At 58.6% G+C, this 21,647-nt stretch carries 20 protein-coding genes and 1 tRNA gene; 4 read left to right on the forward strand and 17 right to left on the reverse strand.

What is annotated here, in order from left to right; translation table 11 throughout:
* Nucleotides 1–88: 88 nt before the first annotated feature.
* The 7 genes from C265_RS07295 to C265_RS07325 form a co-directional block, all read right to left on the reverse strand.
* A complete protein-coding gene (locus C265_RS07295) occupies nt 89–511 on the reverse strand; it encodes a type II toxin-antitoxin system VapC family toxin (protein WP_010812291.1) in 423 nt (140 codons plus the stop codon).
* Nucleotides 508–762: a type II toxin-antitoxin system Phd/YefM family antitoxin gene (locus C265_RS07300; protein ID WP_010812292.1), complete on the reverse strand. Its 255-nt coding sequence runs from the start codon at nt 760–762 to the stop codon at nt 508–510. The genes C265_RS07295 and C265_RS07300 overlap by 4 nt, the downstream gene beginning before the upstream one ends.
* A gap of 209 nt (nt 763–971) precedes the next feature.
* Nucleotides 972–1,430, reverse strand: coding sequence for a DUF2846 domain-containing protein (locus tag C265_RS07305; protein ID WP_010812293.1), 459 nt, complete (start codon nt 1,428–1,430; stop codon nt 972–974).
* Nucleotides 1,427–1,834: a hypothetical protein gene (locus tag C265_RS07310; protein WP_010812294.1), complete on the reverse strand. Its 408-nt coding sequence runs from the start codon at nt 1,832–1,834 to the stop codon at nt 1,427–1,429. Before C265_RS07310 ends, C265_RS07305 begins: the two co-directional genes overlap by 4 nt.
* 264 nt (nt 1,835–2,098) lie before the next feature.
* Nucleotides 2,099–3,103, reverse strand: a complete 1,005-nt coding sequence (locus C265_RS07315) for a Bug family tripartite tricarboxylate transporter substrate binding protein (RefSeq protein WP_010812295.1) — start codon at nt 3,101–3,103, stop codon at nt 2,099–2,101.
* 15 nt (nt 3,104–3,118) lie between these two features.
* A complete protein-coding gene (locus C265_RS07320) occupies nt 3,119–4,540 on the reverse strand; it encodes an amidase family protein (protein WP_011616135.1) in 1,422 nt (473 codons plus the stop codon).
* A 106-nt stretch (nt 4,541–4,646) separates the two neighbouring features.
* Entirely contained in the window at nt 4,647–5,423 is a 777-nt protein-coding gene (locus C265_RS07325) for a FadR/GntR family transcriptional regulator (protein ID WP_010812297.1), read from the reverse strand.
* Nucleotides 5,424–5,671: 248 nt separating this feature from the next.
* Between C265_RS07325 and C265_RS07330 the strand changes: the two genes are divergently transcribed.
* Nucleotides 5,672–5,995, forward strand: a complete 324-nt coding sequence (locus tag C265_RS07330; RefSeq protein ID WP_010812298.1) for a 2TM domain-containing protein — start codon at nt 5,672–5,674, stop codon at nt 5,993–5,995.
* A gap of 38 nt (nt 5,996–6,033) precedes the next feature.
* Here the strand turns inward: C265_RS07330 and C265_RS07335 are convergent, their stop codons facing one another.
* Nucleotides 6,034–6,795: a LytTR family DNA-binding domain-containing protein gene (locus C265_RS07335; protein ID WP_010812299.1), complete on the reverse strand. Its 762-nt coding sequence runs from the start codon at nt 6,793–6,795 to the stop codon at nt 6,034–6,036.
* Between the two features lie 13 nt (nt 6,796–6,808).
* Nucleotides 6,809–7,651 (reverse strand): sensor histidine kinase, encoded by an 843-nt coding sequence (locus tag C265_RS07340; protein ID WP_010812300.1) that lies wholly within the window; start codon nt 7,649–7,651, stop codon nt 6,809–6,811.
* Nucleotides 7,652–8,040: 389 nt separating this feature from the next.
* Here C265_RS07340 and C265_RS07345 point away from each other — a divergent pair, with 389 nt between their 5' ends.
* The gene (locus C265_RS07345) at nt 8,041–9,873 is read left to right on the forward strand and encodes a DEAD/DEAH box helicase (RefSeq protein ID WP_010812301.1); all 1,833 of its coding nucleotides are present in this window, start codon (nt 8,041–8,043) and stop codon (nt 9,871–9,873) included.
* A 20-nt stretch (nt 9,874–9,893) separates the two neighbouring features.
* Here C265_RS07345 and C265_RS07350 read toward each other — a convergent pair whose 3' ends face one another.
* From C265_RS07350 to C265_RS07355, 3 genes are all read right to left on the reverse strand, one after another.
* Nucleotides 9,894–10,169, reverse strand: coding sequence for a type II toxin-antitoxin system Phd/YefM family antitoxin (locus C265_RS07350; protein WP_010812302.1), 276 nt, complete (start codon nt 10,167–10,169; stop codon nt 9,894–9,896).
* A gap of 753 nt (nt 10,170–10,922) precedes the next feature.
* Entirely contained in the window at nt 10,923–11,618 is a 696-nt protein-coding gene (locus C265_RS31275; protein ID WP_010812303.1) for a DUF2290 domain-containing protein, read from the reverse strand.
* Nucleotides 11,615–13,735, reverse strand: a complete 2,121-nt coding sequence (locus C265_RS07355; protein ID WP_010812304.1) for a DEAD/DEAH box helicase — start codon at nt 13,733–13,735, stop codon at nt 11,615–11,617. Before C265_RS07355 ends, C265_RS31275 begins: the two co-directional genes overlap by 4 nt.
* Nucleotides 13,736–14,182: 447 nt before the next feature.
* Between C265_RS07355 and C265_RS31280 the strand changes: the two genes are divergently transcribed.
* Nucleotides 14,183–15,511 carry a C1 family peptidase gene (locus C265_RS31280; protein ID WP_168163307.1) on the forward strand — a complete coding sequence of 443 codons (1,329 nt, stop codon included), beginning with the start codon at nt 14,183–14,185 and terminating at the stop codon, nt 15,509–15,511.
* A gap of 1,085 nt (nt 15,512–16,596) precedes the next feature.
* Here the strand turns inward: C265_RS31280 and C265_RS33155 are convergent.
* Both C265_RS33155 and C265_RS07365 read right to left on the reverse strand, forming a co-directional pair.
* Nucleotides 16,597–17,343, reverse strand: coding sequence for an HAD family hydrolase (locus tag C265_RS33155; RefSeq protein WP_371258343.1), 747 nt, complete (start codon nt 17,341–17,343; stop codon nt 16,597–16,599).
* A 53-nt stretch (nt 17,344–17,396) separates the two neighbouring features.
* Nucleotides 17,397–18,008, reverse strand: coding sequence for a helix-turn-helix domain-containing protein (locus tag C265_RS07365; protein ID WP_010812306.1), 612 nt, complete (start codon nt 18,006–18,008; stop codon nt 17,397–17,399).
* Between the two features lie 457 nt (nt 18,009–18,465).
* Between C265_RS07365 and C265_RS07375 the strand changes: the two genes are divergently transcribed.
* The gene (locus tag C265_RS07375) at nt 18,466–19,338 is read left to right on the forward strand and encodes a hypothetical protein (RefSeq protein WP_144062242.1); all 873 of its coding nucleotides are present in this window, start codon (nt 18,466–18,468) and stop codon (nt 19,336–19,338) included.
* A 528-nt stretch (nt 19,339–19,866) separates the two neighbouring features.
* Here C265_RS07375 and C265_RS07380 read toward each other — a convergent pair.
* The 3 genes from C265_RS07380 to C265_RS07390 form a co-directional block, all read right to left on the reverse strand.
* Nucleotides 19,867–20,910 carry a site-specific integrase gene (locus tag C265_RS07380; protein WP_010812309.1) on the reverse strand — a complete coding sequence of 348 codons (1,044 nt, stop codon included), beginning with the start codon at nt 20,908–20,910 and terminating at the stop codon, nt 19,867–19,869.
* Nucleotides 20,911–21,007: 97 nt separating this feature from the next.
* Nucleotides 21,008–21,083: transfer RNA gene (locus C265_RS07385), tRNA-Thr, on the reverse strand.
* A gap of 52 nt (nt 21,084–21,135) precedes the next feature.
* The gene (locus tag C265_RS07390) at nt 21,136–21,624 is read right to left on the reverse strand and encodes a ClpXP protease specificity-enhancing factor (RefSeq protein WP_010812310.1); all 489 of its coding nucleotides are present in this window, start codon (nt 21,622–21,624) and stop codon (nt 21,136–21,138) included.
* Between the last annotated feature and the right edge of the window lie 23 nt (nt 21,625–21,647).

Genomic DNA, 21,647 nt, shown 5'->3' on the forward strand with positions numbered 1-21,647 from the left:
TGAGCTGCCTGCGTCTTAACGGGGATGGCTTCCCGGCTTGATGACTGTGACGTCGGGAAGCTCCTTGGGAAAAGACGGCGGCTCACGATCAGGCGTCCCAAGGGTTCAGGACGCTCACGCCAGTTGCCATGAAGTCGGCGACATTTTGTGTAACGACGGTCATTCCATGCACGATTGCTGTTGCGGCAATCAACGCATCCCGCTCCGATTGCCGGTCTGGTACGTGCAGCCGAGCGCAACGCAGGGCCACGGCGGTATCAATGGGCAAAACGCGGCCTGCGAATTCGGGCAATACATGGTGGTCCAGCCACGCCCGCAGCAGCGCACCTTGGCGGGCATCCCGCCGCTCGATTTGCAAGACACCGGTTTCCAGTTCCATGATGGTGACCGCCGACACAAAGAGCCAAGCTGCATCAACGCTGGCAGACCACGCTGCAACGTTTGCATCAGCCTTACCGGCTCGGACCTTGCGCAGTTCGGAAACGACATTGGTATCGAGCACGAACATCATGTGAGATCAGCGGGCCGGAATTTGATGTTGGCACGTGGCGGATTGAACTCGATGTCCTCAATGCCGGGCATCGCGAGTGCATCTGCAATATTGCGACGCTGCTGGGTGAGCCTCTGATATTCCTCGAAGCTCAACAGCACATGCGCCGGTTTGCCGCGGTCCGTGATGAAGACCGGACCGTCCTTCGTCGCCTTCTTGGCTTTTGTCACGTCCTGATTGAGTTCTCGGCTCGATAGGGTTGTGATCGTCATGATGACCCTCCTAGCAACTTCAATGTAGTTACGTTACTACAATGAAAAGGGTGGCGCAACCCTGCTTTGCCAACATCACGAGGAGGTGCCCCGCCTACGTTGATAGGCCCGCGCTGAGCCGCAAGCCATGCGGAATTCCGATGCGTCAATTGACGACGCACCGGCGTCGTCAACGCGACTCAGCCTGCAACGCGGCTGAATCAATCCGCTTACTTCGCCGCAGTCTTCACCTGGTCCCCCGTGTAGCTCAGCGACGCCAGCTCTTCCTTCGCCTTCTCCGGCGTTTCCAGCTCCAGCACCACGCGGCCCACCATCAGCCCCAGCGACGGCGAGCTGCGCACGTACTTGGTCTCGCCGGCATCCAGCACGAAGCTGAGTGTCTTCTCGGTTTCGGTCGAGGCCGCCGCGACATACTTGCCAGCCGTGCGGTCCACGAAGAAGAAACCGCCGGGCTTGGATTCGCCAACGACCTGGCTATTCAGGCGGATATCCGGCTGGATGGCCGCCCCGAACATCGACGCCGAACGCAGGAAATAAATCCGACCCTCGCCCGGCTTCAGCGTGGGCATCGATGCCGCCATCTCGGCGTGCTTCACGCCCGAAGCGCATCCCGCCAGCAGCGATGACACCGCCAGTCCGGCGATCAGCATGCGCGCAACCCGTTTCATTCCGATTCTCCCAAGTTCAAAGGTACTGCTGTCGTTAGCGGGGAGTAGTTCTGCTCCCCAGGCAGATAGAAGCCCACCAGCGTCTTGTTGCGGACGACCAGGTAGGCCTCGTGAACATGGCGGCCCTCGATTGTGAGAATGGTGCCGATGGGGCGGTAGACATCGCCTTGCGGGAGGCGCCCGACCTGCGACCAGGTCGACCTGGCAGCGAGGTCTCGGGAATAGCCGGTGTCGAGCTTGACCTGCGCCGGCGCCAGAAGCTGGACGCGCTTGGCCGTGGCGGCTGGCTGCATGAGCTCCACCGTTGCCGGGGTGGTCGCGATCATCGGGGCGCAGGCGGAGAGTGCCAGGCCAAAGCCTGTGGCGAGCCACAGGCGGCGGGCGCGGAAAGAGAAGGAGGTCATGGCTGGATACGCTCGGGTGTATGGCTCGCAGCCTGAGCGGCTGCGAGCCACAGCAATTGCGCCAGTCGGCACGATGCGGCGCCATTGGCACTTTCCCTTGGCGCCGCCCAGGTTGTCTTCTGAGGCCAATTACGACACTGGGACAGACATGCTTAATACAAAGCGGCACCCTACAGGAGGAGGGTGCCGCGGGAATTCTCCAGCAAGCTGACACAAATGGAAATCGTCTCCAGCCGAGTTTGGGGTGCGGCTACGAAATTCCTCTCAATCCCCCTTGAAACCCGACGCCTTGATCACCGGCGTCCACCGTGCCGAAAGCGCGCTCGCATACCTGGCAACCTCATCAGCAGTGCCGCCCGGCAAGATGTCATAGCCAGCGCGCGCGAGCTTTTCGCGCACATCCGGCATGGCCAGCACCTTGCGCACGGCCTGATACCACTGCGTGGTCACGTCGGGCGGCGTGTTGGCGCGGACATAAAGCAGGTAGCGCGACGAGGTCACCAGGTTGGGGAAACCAGACTCCGCAAACGTAGGCACATCCGGCAAGGCATCAGCGCGCTTTTCCCCTGCCACGGCCAGCACGCGGAGCTTGCCGCCGCGATGCAGTTCGGTGAAGCTCGTGATGGCGTCCATGCCCGCCGCGACCTGGTTACCCATTATTTCCGTCACCATCGCCGCGCCACCGCGATACGGTACCAGCGTACTGCCGGTGCGCGACTGGCTGACGAACTCCACGGCAAGGAAATGCAGCAGCGAGCCAACCGTGCTGATGCCGATCGAATAGTCAGCCGGCTTGGCCCTGGCGGCCTTGACGAAGTCGGCCAGTGTCTTGATGGGTGAGCTGGCGCTGACTGCAATACCGAACTGGACGCCCGTCACATCGGTGATCGCCGTGAAGTCGGTGGCGGGGTTGAAGCGCATATTGCTGTAGATCAGCGGCCCGATGAACATCGGATCGACAGGTGCCAGCAGCACGGTGGTGCCGTCGGCCGGGGCGTTCTTCAGCATTTCGGCCGCCACGCGCGTCCCGGCACCGGGGCGGTTGTCGACGATGACGGTACGGCCCATGGCATCTTTCAGCTTCTCGGACAGCAGGCGGCCCATGTAGTCGGCCGGCCCTCCCGGCGGAAACGGCACGATGATGCGCGATACGGACTGCCCCCATACGGCCCTGGAGAGCAGGCCACCGGTACACAGAGCGGCGGCGGTGCCGGCCAGCATGGCGCGGCGCGACAGCCGTGGGGCGTAAGCAGGTTTGCGTTCGTTCATGGGAAGCTCCTGGGTCTAGATGCCGGTTTGCAGGTCGCTGTAAGGGGTAAAACGCGCCGCGTCCTCAATGGCCTGGCCGGCTCGCAGCAACAGGTCTTCGCGGAAGCGCCATGCCATCAGCTGCACGCCGACCGGCACGCCGCCGGCCATGCCAGTCGGCACGGACAGCCCCGGCATGCCGAGCATCGCTGTTGCCAGCATGGGGCTCTGTGCGTCCAGCAAGGCCCGGTTCTCTTCGGGCGTGCGGGTATCCGCGTCTTGCACGCTCGGGCGCTGCCACGACACCGGCATCAGCACCAGCGGATACGTTTGCATGAACAGCGACCAGTTGCGTGCGATCGCCTGGCGTCGCGCCAGGGCATCGAGAAAGCCATCGCGGTCGGTCTCCTGCATCCCGTCCAGCATGTTGCGCTGGCTTTGCCGCATGGCGTCGTCGCCATGCTGGTCAACGCCTGCGATGATGTTGCGGCGGCTGTCGTCGACCGTCAGCGTGCGCCACAGCGCTGCCGCTTCCATGAAGTCAGGCAGCCTGGCTTCTTCGACGGCGTAGCCCGCTTGCTGCAGCCATTGCCCGGCACTGTCCAGCGCCGCGCTGACCGCGGGATCGACGGGAACGCCCGGACACCGCCGGAACAGCGCCACGCGTATCGGTCCCGGCGGCAGCGGCAGTTCCAGCGGCACCGGCACCCATGCCGGGTCGCGCCCGTCATAGCGGGCCATGGCGTGGTAGCCGAGCCGCAGGTCGGCAATGCTGCGCGCAAGCGGCCCCTGCACGGACATGAGTTGTGGCGTGATGCTGCGCTCGGCAGTGGCCGACGGGTTGTACGCGGGCACCCGCCCGGTCGTCGGCCGCAAGCCGACGACACCGCAGGCATAGGCCGGATAGCGAATGGAGCCGCCGATGTCATTGCCATGCGCCAGCGCCCCCATGCCGGAAGCGACCGCGGACGCGGCACCGCCGCTGGAGCCGCCGGGGGTGATATCCGCATCCCACGGGTTCAGCGTGCGCCCGTGCAGGCCGTTGTCGGTAAACCAGCGCGAGGAATAGGTAGCCGTATTGCTGCGCCCGACGATGATGGCCCCGGCACTACGCAGGTTCGCAACCACGGGGGCATCCTCACGCGCAATGTTGTGCTTCAGCGGGATCACGCCGTTGGTGGTGGCATGGCCGGCCTGGTCGACATTGATCTTGATCGTGACCGGCACGCCATGGAGCGGCCCCAGCTCTGCGCCCTCAGCGACCTGGCGGTCCGCGGCATCCGCGCTGGCCAGCGCCTCTTCTGCCAGCACCTCCGGCAACGCATTCAGGCGAGGGTTAAGGGCATCGATGCGGGCCAGCACGCTGGCCGTGACCTCGCGGCAGGAAATCTCGCGCCGCCGCACGGCATCGGCAATATCGACAGCGCTCCAGCGCCAAAGCAATTCAGCAGGTTTCACGTCAAGGCTCCCAGGATTCAGGCAATAGGAATCCCACCCGCCGTGTCGGATGCGACGATGGCGGTTGGGTGTGCAGAAAAAAGGGGGACGCTAGCGCGTCAGGGGATCAGTCGACCGGGCTCATCAGCAAGCTCCCGCGGTCCACGCGGGATTCGGCTTCCAGGGCCAGGGATTCGGCATGCTCCATGTGCTCCTGCATCAGGGCACGCGCACGCTCCGGGTCACGCGACCGGAAGGCTTCAATCAGCGCGTTGTGGCTGTGGAAGATCTCTTCATCAAAGTCGTCGAAATCATCCTGAGCATTCCGGACCACGATGACGCGGCGGATGATGTCGTTGAGCAGGCGGCAGAACAACGCCAGCATTGGGCTGCTGCAGGCATCGGCCAGGCGGTCGTGGAACAGCAGGTCGGCCTCGCGCCGCTCGTTCCAGTCCGTGCTGCCGCCATGTTCCGGGTGGCTCAGCCCGATCAGCGCTTCGAGATCGGCGATGTCGGCATCGGTCAGGCGCAAGGCGGCGTTGGCGGCCAGCTCCGGCTCAACCGCGCGGCGCAGGGCGTACAGCGTGACGATGTCGACCGACTGGAAGTACAGGAAGTTGGACACTGCCTCCAGGCATCGCTCATAAGGCGGCTGCGTCAGCGTGGCACCGCCGTTTGGCCCCGTGCTGACCTTGACCAGCCCCTGCGCCTGCAGCGAGGCAAGCGCCTCACGCACCGTCCCGCGTGCGACGCCCATCTGTTCGATCAACGCTGCTTCCTGCGGCAGCTTGTCTCCGACCTTCTGGTGCGTCTGCACGATCCAGCGCTTGATATCGTTGACCACCTGGTCCGAGCGCTTCACGCGTTTGCTGCCCTCTATCTGCGGGGTCGGCTTGGAATCCATCGCTTCGTATTTATGATCATAATTACTATGATTATGGTGAAGGACTGGGCTTTTCCTATGCGGGTATTCCCGGCGAGACGGGTCAAGAGCTGCAACAAGTCGGGGGGAGGGTCGGACCCGCCGACATTCGCGCGATCCGCGCGCCCACCGGCGAACGAAATCCGTCGATTCGGCCCTTGGGCCTGGAGCGGCGCTTTGCGATGGCCTATACCTGACGCAAGCCAACCATCTTGATCACGAGGTATCCCATGCACCACGCCTTCCCGCCCAACGACGACCCCAACGCCATGGCCTACTGGCGCGCGCGCCGCATGGTGCACGCCCTGCGCGGCTGGTACATCCACCTGCTGGTCTACGCTGTCGTCAACGGCTGGCTGTGGTTCCGCTTCTTCTACTTTCCGTCGCCGCGGTGGTCGCATTACGCCGCCACCGGCTGGCCATGGCCGCTGACCACCACCCTGGCCTGGGGCCTGGCGCTGACCGTGCATGGGTTGCTGGTATGGATGCGGCTGTCGCGCCGCGGGCGTGACTGGGAACAGCGCAAGATCCAGGAATTCATGGATCGCAAGTGAATCCCTCAGCCGGCGGCGCAGTGGCGCCACCGACCGCCTTACATCTGCCGGAAGCGGTGCATGTAGGCGCGCGATACCGGCAGTTCGGCTTCGCTGTCACGCATCCGGACAAAGAGCCGCCCTGCCTCATCGCGGCGCGTTCCGGCCACGTATTCCATGTTGACGATGGACGAGCGGTGGATCTGCCAGAACACCTCGGGATCGAGGCCGGCGATCAACTCCGCCAGCGGCGTGCGGATCAGGTGCTCGCCATCGCGGGTATGCACGACCACGTACTTGTCGTCGCTCTGGAAGTACATCACTTCCTGGATCGGCACGTGGCTGGTGGTATTGCCACGGCTGGCGCGTACCCAGCGCAACTGGCCGCCGCTTTCCGCGCGCGGCTGGGCGCGTGTGAGCTGGCTGAGTAGCTGTGCCAGTTCCGGCAAAGGCGCCGCTTCCTGCAACGCCTTGCGCAGCCGCTCGATGGTGCGGCCGAGCCGTTCCTCGCTGACCGGCTTGACCAGGTAATCGACGGCCGCGCGCTCGAACGCATCGAGCGCGAATTCATCATAGGCCGTAACGAACACCAGCCGCGTATCGGTTTCAATCCCTTGCGCCACCTCCAGGCCGGACAGGCCGGGCATCTTGATGTCGAGGAAGGCTACGCTCGGCGACAACCGTGCGATGGCGTCGGCGGCTTCGATGCCGTTGGTCGCCTCGGCAACGATCTGCAGTTCTGGCCAATGGCGTTGCAGCTTGCTGCGCAGATATGCGCGCAGGTGCTCTTCGTCGTCGGCAATCAGGGCGGTGGGCGTCATGGGCGTCTCCGTTTCAGAATGCACGCGGCAGCGGGATTTCGATCAGCACGGCAGTGCCGGGCGAGCGTTCTTCAATCCGAACGTGGGCGTCACCGTCATACAGCACGGCCAGCCGTTCACGCAGGTTAGAAAGCCCGACGCCAGCGCCGGCCGAGGGACGAAAGCCCATGCCATCGTCCTCGATGGTCGCCAGCATGCGCGGGCCGCGCCGCTCCAGCCGGACCAGCAGCCGCCCGCCTTCGATCTTGGGCTCCAGCCCATGCTTGATCGCATTCTCGACCACTGGCTGCAGCAGCATCGGCGCCAGCGGCATCGATTCGAGTTCGGGGTCGACATCGACCGAGTAGTGCAGCCGGTCCCCCATGCGGATCCGGATCAGCGCCAGATAGTCACGCAGCAGCTTGGCCTCCTGCGCTACCGTGCCTTGCGTGGCGCGGCTGGCTGCAAGCGATGCGCGCAGGTACGCGATGAAATGCTCCAGCATCAGCGTGGCCTTCTGCGGCGCGGGCTCGATCAGGCTGACCACGTTGGCCAGGGTGTTGAACAGGAAGTGCGGTTCGATCTGGGCCTGCAGCAGGCGCATGCGGGCTTCGACCAGCTGCTTCTCCGTCGACAGCGTGCGCACCTGTTCCTGCGCCATGTATTGCGCGATCTTGCGCTCTTCCCACTGCCGCCCGAGCAGGCCGACGCGACTCCACGTCATCACGCCGTGTATCGCCAGCCCGATACCCCAGCCCACGAGCGGCCCACCAGACCACGGCCGATGCGGCGATCCCACCAGATGGAAGCCGATCAGCAATGCATTGACCGCCACGTAGACCATGGCGTGCATATAGAAGAAACGCAGCGCGCGCACGCGGCGGCGGGCGTCTTCAAAGGCGCGCTGCTCGGGGGCGGATCGCCAGATGCGGGAGTCTGGGGGGTGCACGTGCGGGTGGCTGGGGGCGGAGATAGCGGGAGGTTACCACTGCGATCCGGGCTCTGATATGGGGGTGGCGGGAATCGACGGATCGGCGGCGCGTATCGCCGGAAAGCAGGCGCAGACTGCTTGGCAGTCCCCCGGAGCCGCCGGCTCGCCAGTGTCGCCAACCGGCAAATCACCAAAACTACCGAAATAGCCACCGTTACCGTTTTGTGCCTACAATTGCCGCATAACAAACCTGCCTGACCGCCGTCGCACCGGGTCCGCGACACCTACCGTGGTCAGCGCAGCTCCTGAACGGGCAATAAGAAGAGCAACAACGCATGGCCACGCTGATTCCCGCGCTGGGTTCGGTCACTTCGCGCATGACCAGTGGAGAGAGACGCTTCGCCGAGCGTCTGGAGACAAAGCTGGAGGACGACTACCTGTGCTGGTATGACGTCGCCATCGGAGAGAAAACCAGGCATCCGGATTTCATCGTCTTCCATCCCAGCCGGGGTCTGCTGGTGTTGGAGGTGAAAGACTGGAGGCTGGATACCATCCGGGAAATCGACCAGCGCGATGTCACGCTGCTGACGGATCGCGGGCTGGTGCGGGAGATGAATCCCCTCGAGCAAGCCCGCCAGTACATGTTCTATGTCACCAACCTGCTGCAGCGCGATCCGCAGTTGGTCTGGCCTAGCGGCTCGCTGAAAGGCAAACCCTTCTTTCCCTACGGCTGCGGCGTCGTCCTGTCCAACATCACGCGTGCCCAGTTCGACAAGACCAACCTCGGCGACGTCCTGCCGCCGCACCTGGTGATCTGCCAGGACGAGATGTACGAGTCGGTCGACGCGGAACACTTCCAGCAGCGCCTGTGGGAGATGTTCCCGGTCAAGTTCACCTTCAAGCTTTCCTTGCCGCAGATCGAGCGGATTCGCTGGCACCTGTTCCCGCAGATCCGCATGCCGGAGCAACGCGCGCTCTTCCCGGAGGAAGCCGCGGAGCCGCTGGATATGCCTGACATCCTTCGCGTCATGGATCTCCAGCAGGAGCAGCTGGCACGCAGCCTTGGCGAAGGTCACCGGGTCATTCATGGCGTCGCCGGCTCTGGCAAGACGATGATCCTCGGCTACCGGGCTGAGCATCTGGCAAAGATCGTCACACGGCCAGTGCTCGTGCTTTGCTACAACAAGACCCTCGCCGCCAAGCTGGCGGCGACGATGATCGAGAAAGGCATCGAAGAAAAGGTCCATGTCTATAACTTCCACGCGTGGTGCTCGCGGCAGTTGGAGACTTACAACATTGACCGCCCCAAGGGCCGCCCCAGTGATGCGCTGTTTGAGGAAATGGTGAATCGGGTCATCCAGGGCGTGGACCGGAAAGCGATCCCGGCCGGCCAGTACGACGCCGTGCTGATCGATGAGGGGCATGACTTCCGGCCGGAGTGGTTCAAGCTGGTCGTGCAGATGGTGAATCCGGAGAGCAATTCCCTGTTGGTGCTCTACGACGATGCGCAGTCCATTTATGGCGGCGCCAGGAAACGCGGGATGACCTTTGCCAGCGTGGGCATCCAGGCCCGAGGCCGTACGACCATCCTCAAGCTGAACTACCGCAATACGCAGGAGATTCTGGCTGTCGCGCGCAGCTTTGCGGATGAGTTGCTGCGGCCGACCGAGGCAACCGAAGACGAAGCGCCTACCGTGCAACCTGTCGGTGCCGGGCGCCGCGGCAACAAACCGCTGCTGATCGAATTGCCAAACGTAGAGGCGGAAGCTGAGCGCATTGCGCAGATCCTGACTGACGAGAACCGGGCTGGTACGCCCTGGTCAGAAATGGCGGTGCTCTATCGCCATTGGGACACGGTCGGACACGTCACCAGCGCGCTGACGCGCAAGGGCATTCCGTTCGAATGTCCCCAAATCACCAAGCGATTTACGCCCGGCGCGGACAGCGTCAAGGTAATCACGATGCATAGCAGCAAGGGGCTTGAGTTTCCGCTGGTGTGCATTCCGGCCACGGGGATGCCGCATAAGCACGATGAGGCGGATGAAGACGAAGCGCGGCTGATGTATGTGGCGATGACGCGGGCTACGCGGCAGTTGGTGATGACGTTTGGGGATGGGTCGCGGTTTGCTGGAAAGCTGAGTGCTGCGCTGGGTGCAGTAAGGGAATAAGGCACGCTTATCCAGCACGATCACCGCTCGGCCTCCCCCTCAACGTCCACTGGCTCCGTCGGCGCGTCGTAGCGCACCACGGTGCCGCGTAATACCTGAAGGGGGTCGCGCTCCAGCCCGCGATAGGGACGCACTTCAAGTGTGGGCTTGCCGTGGTCCGTGACAATGACCGGCTCGCCCGAGGCTTCGATCTGGCGGAAATACTCGAGGGCGCGCGCCTTGAACTCGGTCTTGGAAATCAGCTCGGCATTGAGCGGCTGTGCGCCCTTGCCACAAAAACAAAACGGGCTACGCAATCTTGCGTAGCCCGTTTTCAAATTCTGGTGCCGGCTGCAGGACTCGAACCCGCCACCTGATGATTACAAATTTGCCCTTAACGCCGTGCGCTTAGAGAAATCAACCGAATGCGAGCGTAATCTAAAGCACATAAAAGTACTTATACATCAGCAACTTAGCGTAGTTTGGCGTAGCCCGCCCGAACTACCGTCTGTACTGAAGATGTACCGATGCGTGTGATGCCAAGGTGCCAAAATATCAGCACACTGTTACGCACCTAGAGGCACGGCAGTAGCTCAGGGAATTGGGTTCGCCAAGGCCGACGAGGAGAGAACGGTTTTTGTGCCTGCCACGAGTCTAGTGTTTCCAGTCCAGACGCTCAGCGTCTTCATCATGTCGACGCACTTGGTCCTCATAACTGTCCGCCAGGGTGTCAAGGGCCTTGGCGGTGTGTGGATGCTCATAGGCAATCGCCTTCGCCCAGCTGCGGTACCTTGCCGCCTCAAAGACTGCTTTCTCAACCAAGATGCCAGATTTGTGGGACCTGGCTACAAAGTACGGTGACGGCTGCAACCTTGGTTGCGCCCGCAGGAATGAAGACTTTTGCTCGCCGGCGCCAGAAGCCGCACACGTCCAAAAGCCATGCCAAGGCTTACTTCTGAAAAGATGATGACAGTTGGGCAGAAGGGTACCGTCAATCTGGATGCTCACGGGTATTTTTCGTGACGGACCTTGCGGCCGTTCAATAGCCCAAATGGCATCGAAAGTGGCGATCAGAAAATATGAAAATGCGCCTTCTCCTCTGCGCAAAACTTTGCATCGGGGGTTGCAGCCAAAATTCTTCGTTCTTGCGCATACTCCCAGTCGAAGCGATTAAGGTATCCGTTTTCCTCTAACGGCAATTTACCTTTAGCCCAGGCAGCAGAAAAATACATCCTAAAAATCAACAGGGTAAAAGTGGCTGGATTCAATCGCTTCGCGACAGGCCACCGATCTTCCCCATGCATCCCAATATGAAGATGCGAAGTTGGGTGTAAGAGCTTTCGATATTGTTCGTGAGAATACTCGTAGCGAATGAGCGGTCGAATTACTTCAATTTGCGTAGAATCCAGCTGACTCGATAATTCCTCGAACTCCAGCACCCCTTCCGCTACAAGGTCCTCGTATTCAAACATTTCTTTCAGCGCCGCATCAGTAAACGGCGACGGATAGAAAGCGCAACGAATCTCGTATTCAGTGGTATATGAATATTGAAAAAAGGAGTAATCACGAAGGAGCACATTAAATGCTGACTCCCGCATAGCGGCAAAATAGATATCCCGATATTTCACCCCTGGCGTAAGAGCCAACCTTTTAATATCAGTCGAAACCTCCAGCGACGATACCGGCCCAACTTGCCGGATCTCATCCATTTCAGCTATGTACGCTTGGGCCTTTCTTATACTGCGGCAAAAATCTGCCAGCGTCATTTTTTGAGCTCCGCGGTGAGCTCGACGGCCATTTCCTCTTCCGTAAGACCAGCCATTTCGAGATCTTTTGCCCACTTAGCCCGCAGCTTGCCAATGCGCTCCTCACGCTTACTTAGATCTCGCTGAATAGTATCGATCTCGCCCAAATCAGGGAACGTAAACTTAAGATAAGGGGCATTTTGCAATGCCGTTGCGAGCTCGCTTATAAGGAGATCTGCTGACGGCTTCATGCCGCTTACTCGTAGCCAGGCGCGTGTCCGAGTAAAGGCGGTAAACAGCTTATTCCTCCCCTTCCGTGTCGCACGCTGCGCAGCCATTGAATCAACACCAATACATATGACCGAAGCGGCCTCGTTCCCTTTAGCGCGAAACACTGTAGAGAGCGTGACATGGCCATCCACGGAGAAGCGCGATGTTCCAAAGGGGTTGGAGAGCATATCGTGAACCGAGACATCGTTCTCCGATAATTGGTTTCCAAGCGCTTTAAAATATGTTCTGGCATTTCTTTCATCTAAAGAAATGACCATAATATCATCCGGGCGAAGACCGGCTGCCAGATCGCTTAGGATAGCATCAACCACCCATCGGATTTCATCCTTGAAGTCGGCCGCCGCATAAAGTTCGAGCAATTCGCTCTTCGACTGAAATCTATTGATGGATAAGGGACTGTTCTTTTCGGGCCTGAAAATTTCAACTTTCTGGCCTTTCTCCAATTTCCCGCTTGTTACTTCATACCCTACATCCTGCCAATGGGCTTCGCCATCCAGCATTTGCACAATCTTAGGGCCATAAAGTCCGAAGCCCAAGGCGTGACTACAAACAAGAATTTCGCGCGGATTACGATACGATTTTTCCAGCACCACGTCATTTGATACAAATCGCTCCAAGCCCGATGCCGCAGCGGCGCGAGTCAGGTCCATGCGGGCGGAACCATCCTTATCTTTCCCAAACAACTCGGCGGGCGTCCTAGTACGAACGTCAAAAATGGACTGGAGTTCGTCATACGCCCAAATTAACGACTTCGAATCGCGCTCGCCTTTAGCAAGGAAGAAGCAAAGCTGGAAGAATGTATTAGGGAAGTCTTGTGCTTCGTCTATAAATACATGGTCATATGCGGGCTTAACACTTACCTTGGTAATTAACTCCGCGCAGGCGACACCGAATGGATCAACAACGTTCTTTAAATCTGCGAAATTCTTCGGAACAACATCGTTATCCAAACATGCATTGTAGTAGACGCCCTCGACGTTTCTACCGCCCCAGGCATGCATAATATGGAGATTATCCCAATTCGGATCGACGTCTCTGAAGTGTCGATAAAATTTCGTGATTTGACGTCGAATAGTATCGTACAGACTCTTTGTGTAAAAGGTGAACAGTATCTTGTGATCTGGATTCTCCAGATGGAAATAGGCTGCCTTCCAAGCCAGTACAATGGTCTTACCCGATCCCGCCAGTCCACGAATACGCTGGGGGCCGCTAGTGACCGAGATTGCGGCTTTTCGTTGGCTGATATCGAAATTGGAGACCTCTGTTTCCAATGCCCGCAGAATGTCTGCCCTATTCTGCTCGGAGGGAACATCCCGGGCCACGGGCTTCACAAGCGCACGAACGCCCTCGACAATTGATCGAACTTCTGCAAATTGTTCGTCAGTCAACTCCTGGTTCTGCTCTCCGCCCAAGACATCATCAAGTCCCTGTAACGAAAAGCATAGCTCGCTGTTCAGTTCCTCTGGGTCAGTGCCCGCGCCATCGCCTCCCGGCGCGTAGAGGATCATGTTCAAATCCAGCGCCAGATCGCGTTTGCCCCGCCGGAGTTTCCTACTGTTCAGTAGTCGGCCAAACAGCATGCTGTGGAACTGGTCGAGCCCCTCATCTTCTAATGTCAGCTCTAGCGTCGTCCCTACGATCTTGATGGCCGTAATCCCCTGTACCTTGTCCAGCAGCAGGACGGTCGGGCGGAAGATCTCATAGTCGTAGTCACGGAAAAGCGGAAAGCCGTAGTACAGAATGGCATTCTCAAGCCCAAGGCGCTGCTCGTTTGTTTCGAGGTGCTCGATCAGTTGCTGAGCTAGCTGGTCAGTCTTGAGGCTGGCCGAAGAGATTAGTTTTTCCATGAATCAATCTATGTAGCTTGTCTAGGGAGACCGCACCCCTGAGATCTGTACCGGGTGCTCGCTGCTGCTCACGAGGTGGCTATTGGTCACCCATAGAGTGTCGCCGCCATTAGAGAGGGGATTCTGCCACGCTGCCCGAGCACAGCATAGGGTCCCTGGAAGCCTTCCACGACGGGCTACCAGCCTAACCTCGCTGCTCGTCTCCGATACCGGTTACTGCCAGTCCCCTCCTTTGGCGTCTCGCTCCGTTGACAGTGCTCGTAATACGCACTATCCGCGCATTAAGAGATTGTCAACCTATCCCGAAGGCTACCTCCTTATGGGTAATTGCATTCATCGTGGTCCCTTGCCACTTTATACGGCGACCTCATAAATCAAACGCCAGAGCCAGGTTCCATCCAATGTGGTAAATCACGTCACGCATTTCCGCTCATGGGGGAGGAAGACATGAAACGAAGAGACATCCTGAAGGCCGGGCTGGCCGGCGCGTCGCTCGCTTTGGAACTACCGCTTCTATCTGGTTGTGGCGGTGGTGGCGGCGATGATCCATCGCCAGCCCCAAATCCTCAAATAACCCCGGCCTGCACTCGCCCAACGTTCTCCATGGGCATGGCCTTCGCTTCTCAAGCCGATCTCCAGGCCGTTGCAGCAGCGCCGCGAATATCCATTCCCTCTAGTAACCCATTGCCGGCAACGTTTGACAATTCCGCCGATCTGTCGGATTTCGGATATCGAAGCGGTCTCATACCGCCGGTCGGAAATCAGGGGCAGCAGGGATCGTGCGTTGCGTGGGGTACGGGTTACGCAATGGCGTCGTCGATGTCATCTCTATTCAACCGCACCCTGCCCAATACTGCTGCCAGTCAGGCCAGTCCAGCAGATCTTTATGCAAAACTTATGCTTCGTGAGCGAAATTCGTGTGGCAATGGCACGTATGTTCGCGACGCACTGGATATTCTGGTGACAGAGGGAATAGCATCTAATCTAGATGTGCCGTACTCGGATAAAGTCTGCTACGCCCCAAGCAATGCCAGGCTTTTCACAATTCACGGCTATAGCAAGATTGACCCCAAGGATATTCTTTCAATACGAGACGCTTTGTTCTTTCAGCAACTATTGCCATTTGGAATGCAGGTCTACCCTGACTTCCAAAATTTCACAGGCCCAGCTGGGAAAGGAGTTTACTCCCATCCCGCAAGCGATACCAGTTGTTCACTAGGAGGACACTGCATGGTCGTGACAGGTTACGACGATAATCGCAATGCTTTTAAGATCATGAATAGCTGGGGAGCATCGGAATGGGGTGATAATGGATTCGGCTGGATTGCTTACGAAACTTTTTCACGCATAGTTAACGAGGTATATGCGCCATATCTATATTTTGATAACACGTTTTTCCCTAATACCTTAATTCCCACCGCATCCGCCACCTCCGCCGGCGTTCAGGTAATAAAGGCGAGGGCTTATCCAACCTTCAGTTATCGCGACCCCAAGAATTCTTTGGCGTTTGATTTTCTCTTGAGTGATGCAATTCGCGTGACGTCCTATGGAATCCATTACCCTAACTCGGACCCATCCAAGGCGATTACCTTCGGGACTGCGAAGATAGACCAATGGGTCAAAGGCGCTAGCTATACTTTTGCCGTAAATGACCCTCAAGTTCAAAGCTTGATACGCGTCCGCGATACGGTAATTGCAGCATCAATTCAAGGGTTGTCCCGCACAGGAGAGCAAGTAACCCTCGTCGCGTATGCAAATAGCATAGGGGGACGCTAGGCGGCGAACCATTCTTGCTCGCCCCTCGGCGCATCGAGCGCCGGCACCGCGCCGGTCGAGGTAGCCGGTCAGCGGGGCAGAGAGCGCTTGGCGCCCGACCAGGTCGCCGGCAAACGGTCGAGCCCCCGGAGAACGTTGTCGCATCGCCCCGGGTTAATATTTTGCATACTGCTCCCCAGAAAGTGCCATGCCCCAAGCTCGTATGCCGCGGCCTTCCAGGAAATCGTTGTCGTTCGCTCGTGCGCGCGCACAGGCAGATGTCCTCTTGAACATCGCCTTTTCGAACGAACCTTCGAAGTTCGAAACGATTCGCCTCGGCCGCCGGTGGCGGCGTACGGACGACGTAAGGGCAGAACTACATGCTGCGCGAGCTCGCGTTGAGGCGTTATTTGCTCAGCCACATATGGCGGCAGGCGCTGTTCTTCAACGAATCAGCCGAAACGCCCAGGAAGGTGAAGAACAACGGCCTTTCACCATAATTGCAGGGCCTGCGCGATAGCAGCTCGCTTACTACCGACAGCAGGTGCGCTTAACCTCAGTTGGAAGGGTGTTGGAAGGGTGTTGGAAGGCTCCTTGGGACTGCCGGAAAGCCGTAGGAAATTTGTTGGTAAGCTGTGGAGGTTGGTAAGCTGTGGAGTGGTGTTCAAAACTTAACGGCAGGCCGACTAGTTCGCCTAACTACGCACGTTTTGTATTCGGATCCGAACACAATTCGCCGAAAATTTCGATCATCGTAGCACAAAAAATTCTATATAAAACAATAACATAACTCCAATTTGCACAACACATGTGCCACACCCTTTATGTTCCATTCCCGCGGATTTTCGCGGCGACGATCCGGCGGCCTGAGGCCATCTTCAGCTAGCAGGTGTTAGTTTTGTGTTAGCTATGTGTTAGTAAAATGTTAGCAAGGGGTGAGGCCAGCCCGAGAAGTGTTAGCTTTGTGTTAGCTTTGTGTTAGCTTTGTGTTAGTTGGGTGTTAGTTTTCTGTTGGCAGACTGTTAGTTCCCCCTGATTCACCGTGAATCACGCCAAAAAGGGCTAAACAACAGCACGGGGTATTCACCGTGAATACCCCCAACAAGTCAAAGCCACGCCAAGGTCTCAACCAGCGTCCGAATTGTCGGGACATCTGGCTTTGGCGCTCGCCCACTACGATCTAGGTGAACCGCCTGCAGCCCGTAGGAGCGCGCCCCGTGGAAATCCGCCAGAAGGGTATCACCAACCATCAGAGTTTCTTCTGGTGTCACTTGCAGCTCCTCACAGACCCACCGGTAATGCATGGGATCGGGCTTGAGGAAACCGATCTCAAATGACCATGCATAGGCGTCGAGCACCATAGGCAATTGCCGCGCCACAGGCTCCGCATAGGGTGCGGCCAAGTTCGAGGCGATACCGATCTTGAGACCAAGCGCACGAATGGCCGCCAGCGCCTCTGAAACCTCTGGAAACAGCGTGATGCTGTCCAGCTCGATAGCCAAGTCAGCTTCAAGGGATGAGAGCGGGACTTCGTTGCAACGTAGCGTCTGCGCTGCCTCGCGCAGCCCAAGCGGTCTTGTCATAACAACTTGTAGCGCGTGACGCGGGTCGGCCGTCGCTCGCACAAGCCTTGCGAATGGCCATCGCCGTTGCCTGATCGCTACTAGCGTGCCAAACGCGTCGAAGACTACCGCTCGCGTTGGGGGCCGCGGTTGCACGCTCCTGGCCCACTGGGCCTCTTTTGCCGTCTTCATTTTCAGTTGTCCACAGCCAACAAGAGTCCGGGGGCGCTTCTTTTTTAGTAAAAAGATATATCTTGTTAGGGTTTCTGGCAGACACCTTTCCCTGCCCATCAGGTACCTACCAGACACCGATTCGATGGCATCAGGTGTCTGATGGATACGTGTCACTCAGAGCTGTGTATAACTTCTATCACGTCCCTTGAGGGAAGCTTGCCTCGCAGGGACAGGAGTGCCTCCTGGGTCGCGATCGGAAGCTCATCGAAATCCGCTGCGTTTAGTGTGATGACATCGCGGCCGGCATGCGTGACATTGATCTGCAAGCGCTCGATATGAACGACCCTGGAGCCAGAGAAATCTCCGGATAGCATGAGGTTCTTTAAGTCGGCCATGGCTGCTTGTACAGTGGTCGGAAGGTAATCCCAAGTCGCCACGGCTGCCTGTTGCCCCCTTCCATCGCGAATCGACACCTTTTCGCGAAGGCGATACTCGTTCTTCCGGCCGGCCTTTGTCCGCTTGAGGTAACCAAAGGTCTCCAAGACCTTTAGGACCCGTATCACCTGGCTTTTGCTGATGCCTGTTTCATCGACGATTACGTCAATCGAAGGGAAGGAGTTACCAGTATTGAAGTTGGCATGCGCCTTGATGACCAGGTACACGGTGACAGCATAAGGCCCCATCCTTGCTGCATCGCGCGAGGAGAACATCGAGCGAAACACATGAAACCACGTGGTCTCGGCTCGAAAGCTCGCGTCCGCAGTCGGTGCTATGGCACTCATCTTTGCGACGCCGAGATTTCTTCGTCAATAAGTCGAGCAATGCCTTCCGTACGGAAGTACATGCGCCGGCCAATGTGGATCTTCGTCGCGTTGATGTGACTAGCCCAATCCGACCGAGATGTGGCCAAGCTGATGCGAAGCCCGTCCGGACTCCGACTTAGAACTTCAGCCAGCTGCTGCAGCGTGAGTAACACCGAATACTTGTCCTTCAGGATCGCAAATGTTGAGGTCAAAGCCCACTCCTCTTGCATCGCAATGTTGCGATTGACGTCGGTATTCTTCCGCAAACTGCGCTACATTTCGGGGTAAAAGAAATTCCGCATCTAAGAGGCCGATGCAAGGACAACCGCAGGACCCTTGGCTGAATGCGTCACCTCGAAAGAAGCGTGGCCGGCCGGCCGGAACAATTAAGTGCCGCGACGCTCGATTGCGAGATCGGATCCGAACCGTCGCGACAATGTTTGATCTGCTCGCCCGTACAACATGCGCCGACAACGCAGACCAGTTTGCTCGATGGTTTGATCAGACAATGTCTGAGCGACACCCATTGGTCGATTGGGGTACCGAGCGATCTAGGAAGTGGAGAAGAAACTTCCGTGGCGATGCGGCGTTGACCAGGGAATCCCTGGACCTTTTGCATGAATTGTTTCCCGACGATCGCTACTACGCAGCTGTGACAGCTCCTCGCGGGTTGCGCCCGGTAGCCCGCGCGTATGCAGTGCTCTCGCAGCAGCCGAAGTATGGGCGCGAGTACCTTCCCTACCTCGGCGTGACTGAACTGTTTTGGCAAGGGCCAGCCAATCTATGGACGGCGCTCTGGGGCCACGAACACGCGGCGGAGCGGCTTTGGGACCTTTTGCCGCTCGCAGGCGAATATGACGGGACCTGGGGACCTACAGCGGACTTCGAAGTCGTTGTCACTGACTTGGAAATGCGCCTGTATGGCAACTACGATTGCGGCCTGGCCACTACGATCGAAGACCTTAGTCGAGCGCTGGTCCTATATCGCCTGAAAGGCCATGCCCGTGGCTTTCTGGCAGAGCATGGGCTAAGAGCGTACCTATGCGTAAGGCTTGCACTAGCAGGCCTCCATCCTCTGTTACGCGCCTGGGGCATTTTTGATGACCTGTCGAGCTACATCGTGGGGCTAGAACAGGAAAGAATTTCATCAGACCGACGCCACCGCCAGGCAATCCAGCATGCGTACCGCCCTCACGGGCCCTTTAACGTCGGCATGTTCGTTGAGAATCCGTTCTTGCATCTTCTCGAATGGAGGCCACAACAGGCTCGTCGGTACGCTGCTTTGGCGCTGTATTCCGCCTACAAATGAGCTGGCTCTGTTGATCTTGACCGTGGCCATAAGTCGGGCCCAAGTCACTTCGATCACACTCCCACTTGGTAATTTGTCCCCGCCAAAGAGGAGGAATGCGGCCACACGACAAAAAACAGATCTTAAATTGCCAGCTGTCCGTGTTATTTGGTTATTTATGTCACGACCGTCACGATCTTTGGAAACTAACGCTCATCAGCTCCCCTATTTGGGGACATATGGTGAACGGCGTCGATCATGCCGGTGCTTGCAGGCCACGTTCCTTATCAACAACTTTTAGTAAACCTTTAAACAACGTTTACGTCACTGAAACCCTTGCCTGGCTTGGAAATGCGGGGCGATATGTCCCCATTTAGGGGGTCGTATGTCCCAGTTTAGGGGGTGACATGTCCCCAAATAGGGGGAAATATCCCCAGCGTCTTCACAGGATATCCACAGGCAATGGACGCAAGTCAGTCCACGCCCTAACTACCAACCGAAGCGGTTGCGTCTCCAGTACGAGCCGGTTGACCACGTTCGCTTGGCCGTTCAGTTAGCCCCTAGCCGATCCATTTTCACCACCAGATCTTCGGCGCGAAGATGCGTATAGCGCTTCAGCATCTGCATCGACTTGTGGCCACTGATTGCCGCCACCTCCTGGTCGCTCAGCCCTGCCTCCACCAGCCTACTCACGGCCTCATGCCGCAGATCATGGAAGTGCAGGTCGCCGAGGCCTATGTCTGCGGTGATCTGAGCCCAAAGCTTCTGGAATACGTAGGGCGCGCGCCGACCATCCCTACCCGGCTCACCAAAAAAGATGAGATCCGTGTCAATGGGACGAACTGGGTTGTCGAGTGCCTGCTGGAGAACCGCGGTGGCAGCACGCGTCAGAGGCACCACCCTGGCAGATCCATTCTTCGTATCCACGAGCGTTACAACGCGCCGCCGCAGGTCAATCTGGGAACGGCGCAGGCCTGTGATCTCGGAGGACCGCATTCCAGTTTCTACTGCGAGGTGAACGATCCATCCAAGCATGGGGTTGCTGTGCGACTCCGCGGCGGTGAACAGCAGCTTCTGCTCGTCAGCGGTCAGGCGGCGATTGCGCCCTGGCCCAGGACTAGGCTTTCGGATGTTTGCGACCGGATTGAAGGTTAGCCCGATGCCCCACTCTTGGATCGCGATGCGGAAAAGGTGCCCAAGCATCGCCAACTCGATGCGCACCGTGTTGTTCGACTTTCCAGCAGCCAAACGCACATCACGGTACCTGGCCACCAGGTCGGCACTGACTGCCGCCATTGAATACTTCCCGAAGAAGGCATCCAAGTGCTGGGAGGTAAAGCGCTCGCTGCGCTGGGTGGTGGGCTTCTTAGTGATCGACACCTCCTCCATGTAACGCTTCAAGGCAACGGATACGGTGAGCTTTTCAGACGGTGCGCGAGAAAGGTACACCCCTCGGACCATCTCATCCTCGGTCCGTCGCGCCCAATCCTCGGCGTCGCGCTTCGTACGGAATGTCTTGGCCGTGGTCGGCCAGCCGATCTTGCGAATGACCGCCTTCCAGGTGCCGGAAGGTGTCTTGACGATGGTTGCCATGTACCTGTTCTGAGAGCTGACTGTACCGAAAATGTACTTTTCAGCGCCCAGAAAGCACAAGGGGTTGCGTGAAATTCACGTAACCCCTTGTTTTATATGGTGCCGGCTGCAGGACTCGAACCCGCCACCTGATGATTACAAATCAACTGCTCTACCTGATGAGCTAAGCCGGCATGTCTGGTGCAGACCGCGATTCTACTGCATTGCGGTCCGCTTTGGGATGGCTTACTTCACCACTTTCAGTGCGGGCTTCTTGCTGCCAATGCGGGGCACCGGGGGTGGCGTGTCGTCGTCGCCGGGGCCGGAGTCGGTGGTAGTTGCCGAGGTCTCGGCTTCCACCGGGGCCAGCTTGGGCGGCGGGTTGTTTTCGCGCTCGGTGGCGGCCTGCGTTTCCGGCAGGCTGCGTTCGACCGGGAAGGCCATGCCCTGCCCGTTCTCACGGGCGTAGATGGCCAGCACGTTCTCGACAGGGACGTCGATCTTGCGCGAGACGCCGCCAAAGCGTGCGCTGAAGGTGATCCACTCGTTGCCCATGTCCAGGCCGCTGGTGGCGTCGAAGCTGACGTTGAGCACGATCTCGTTGTTCTTGACGAACTCGCGCGGCACGCTGGTGTTGGCGTCGACGAAGACGGCGATGTACGGCGTGAAGCCGTTGTCCGTGCACCATTCATAGATGGCGCGGATCAGGTAGGGCTTGGTGGAGGTTTCAGGCATTGTGCTTCCAATGGCGCCGTAGT

The organism is Cupriavidus sp. GA3-3, assembly GCF_000389805.1.
Lineage (GTDB): Bacteria > Pseudomonadota > Gammaproteobacteria > Burkholderiales > Burkholderiaceae > Cupriavidus > Cupriavidus necator_D.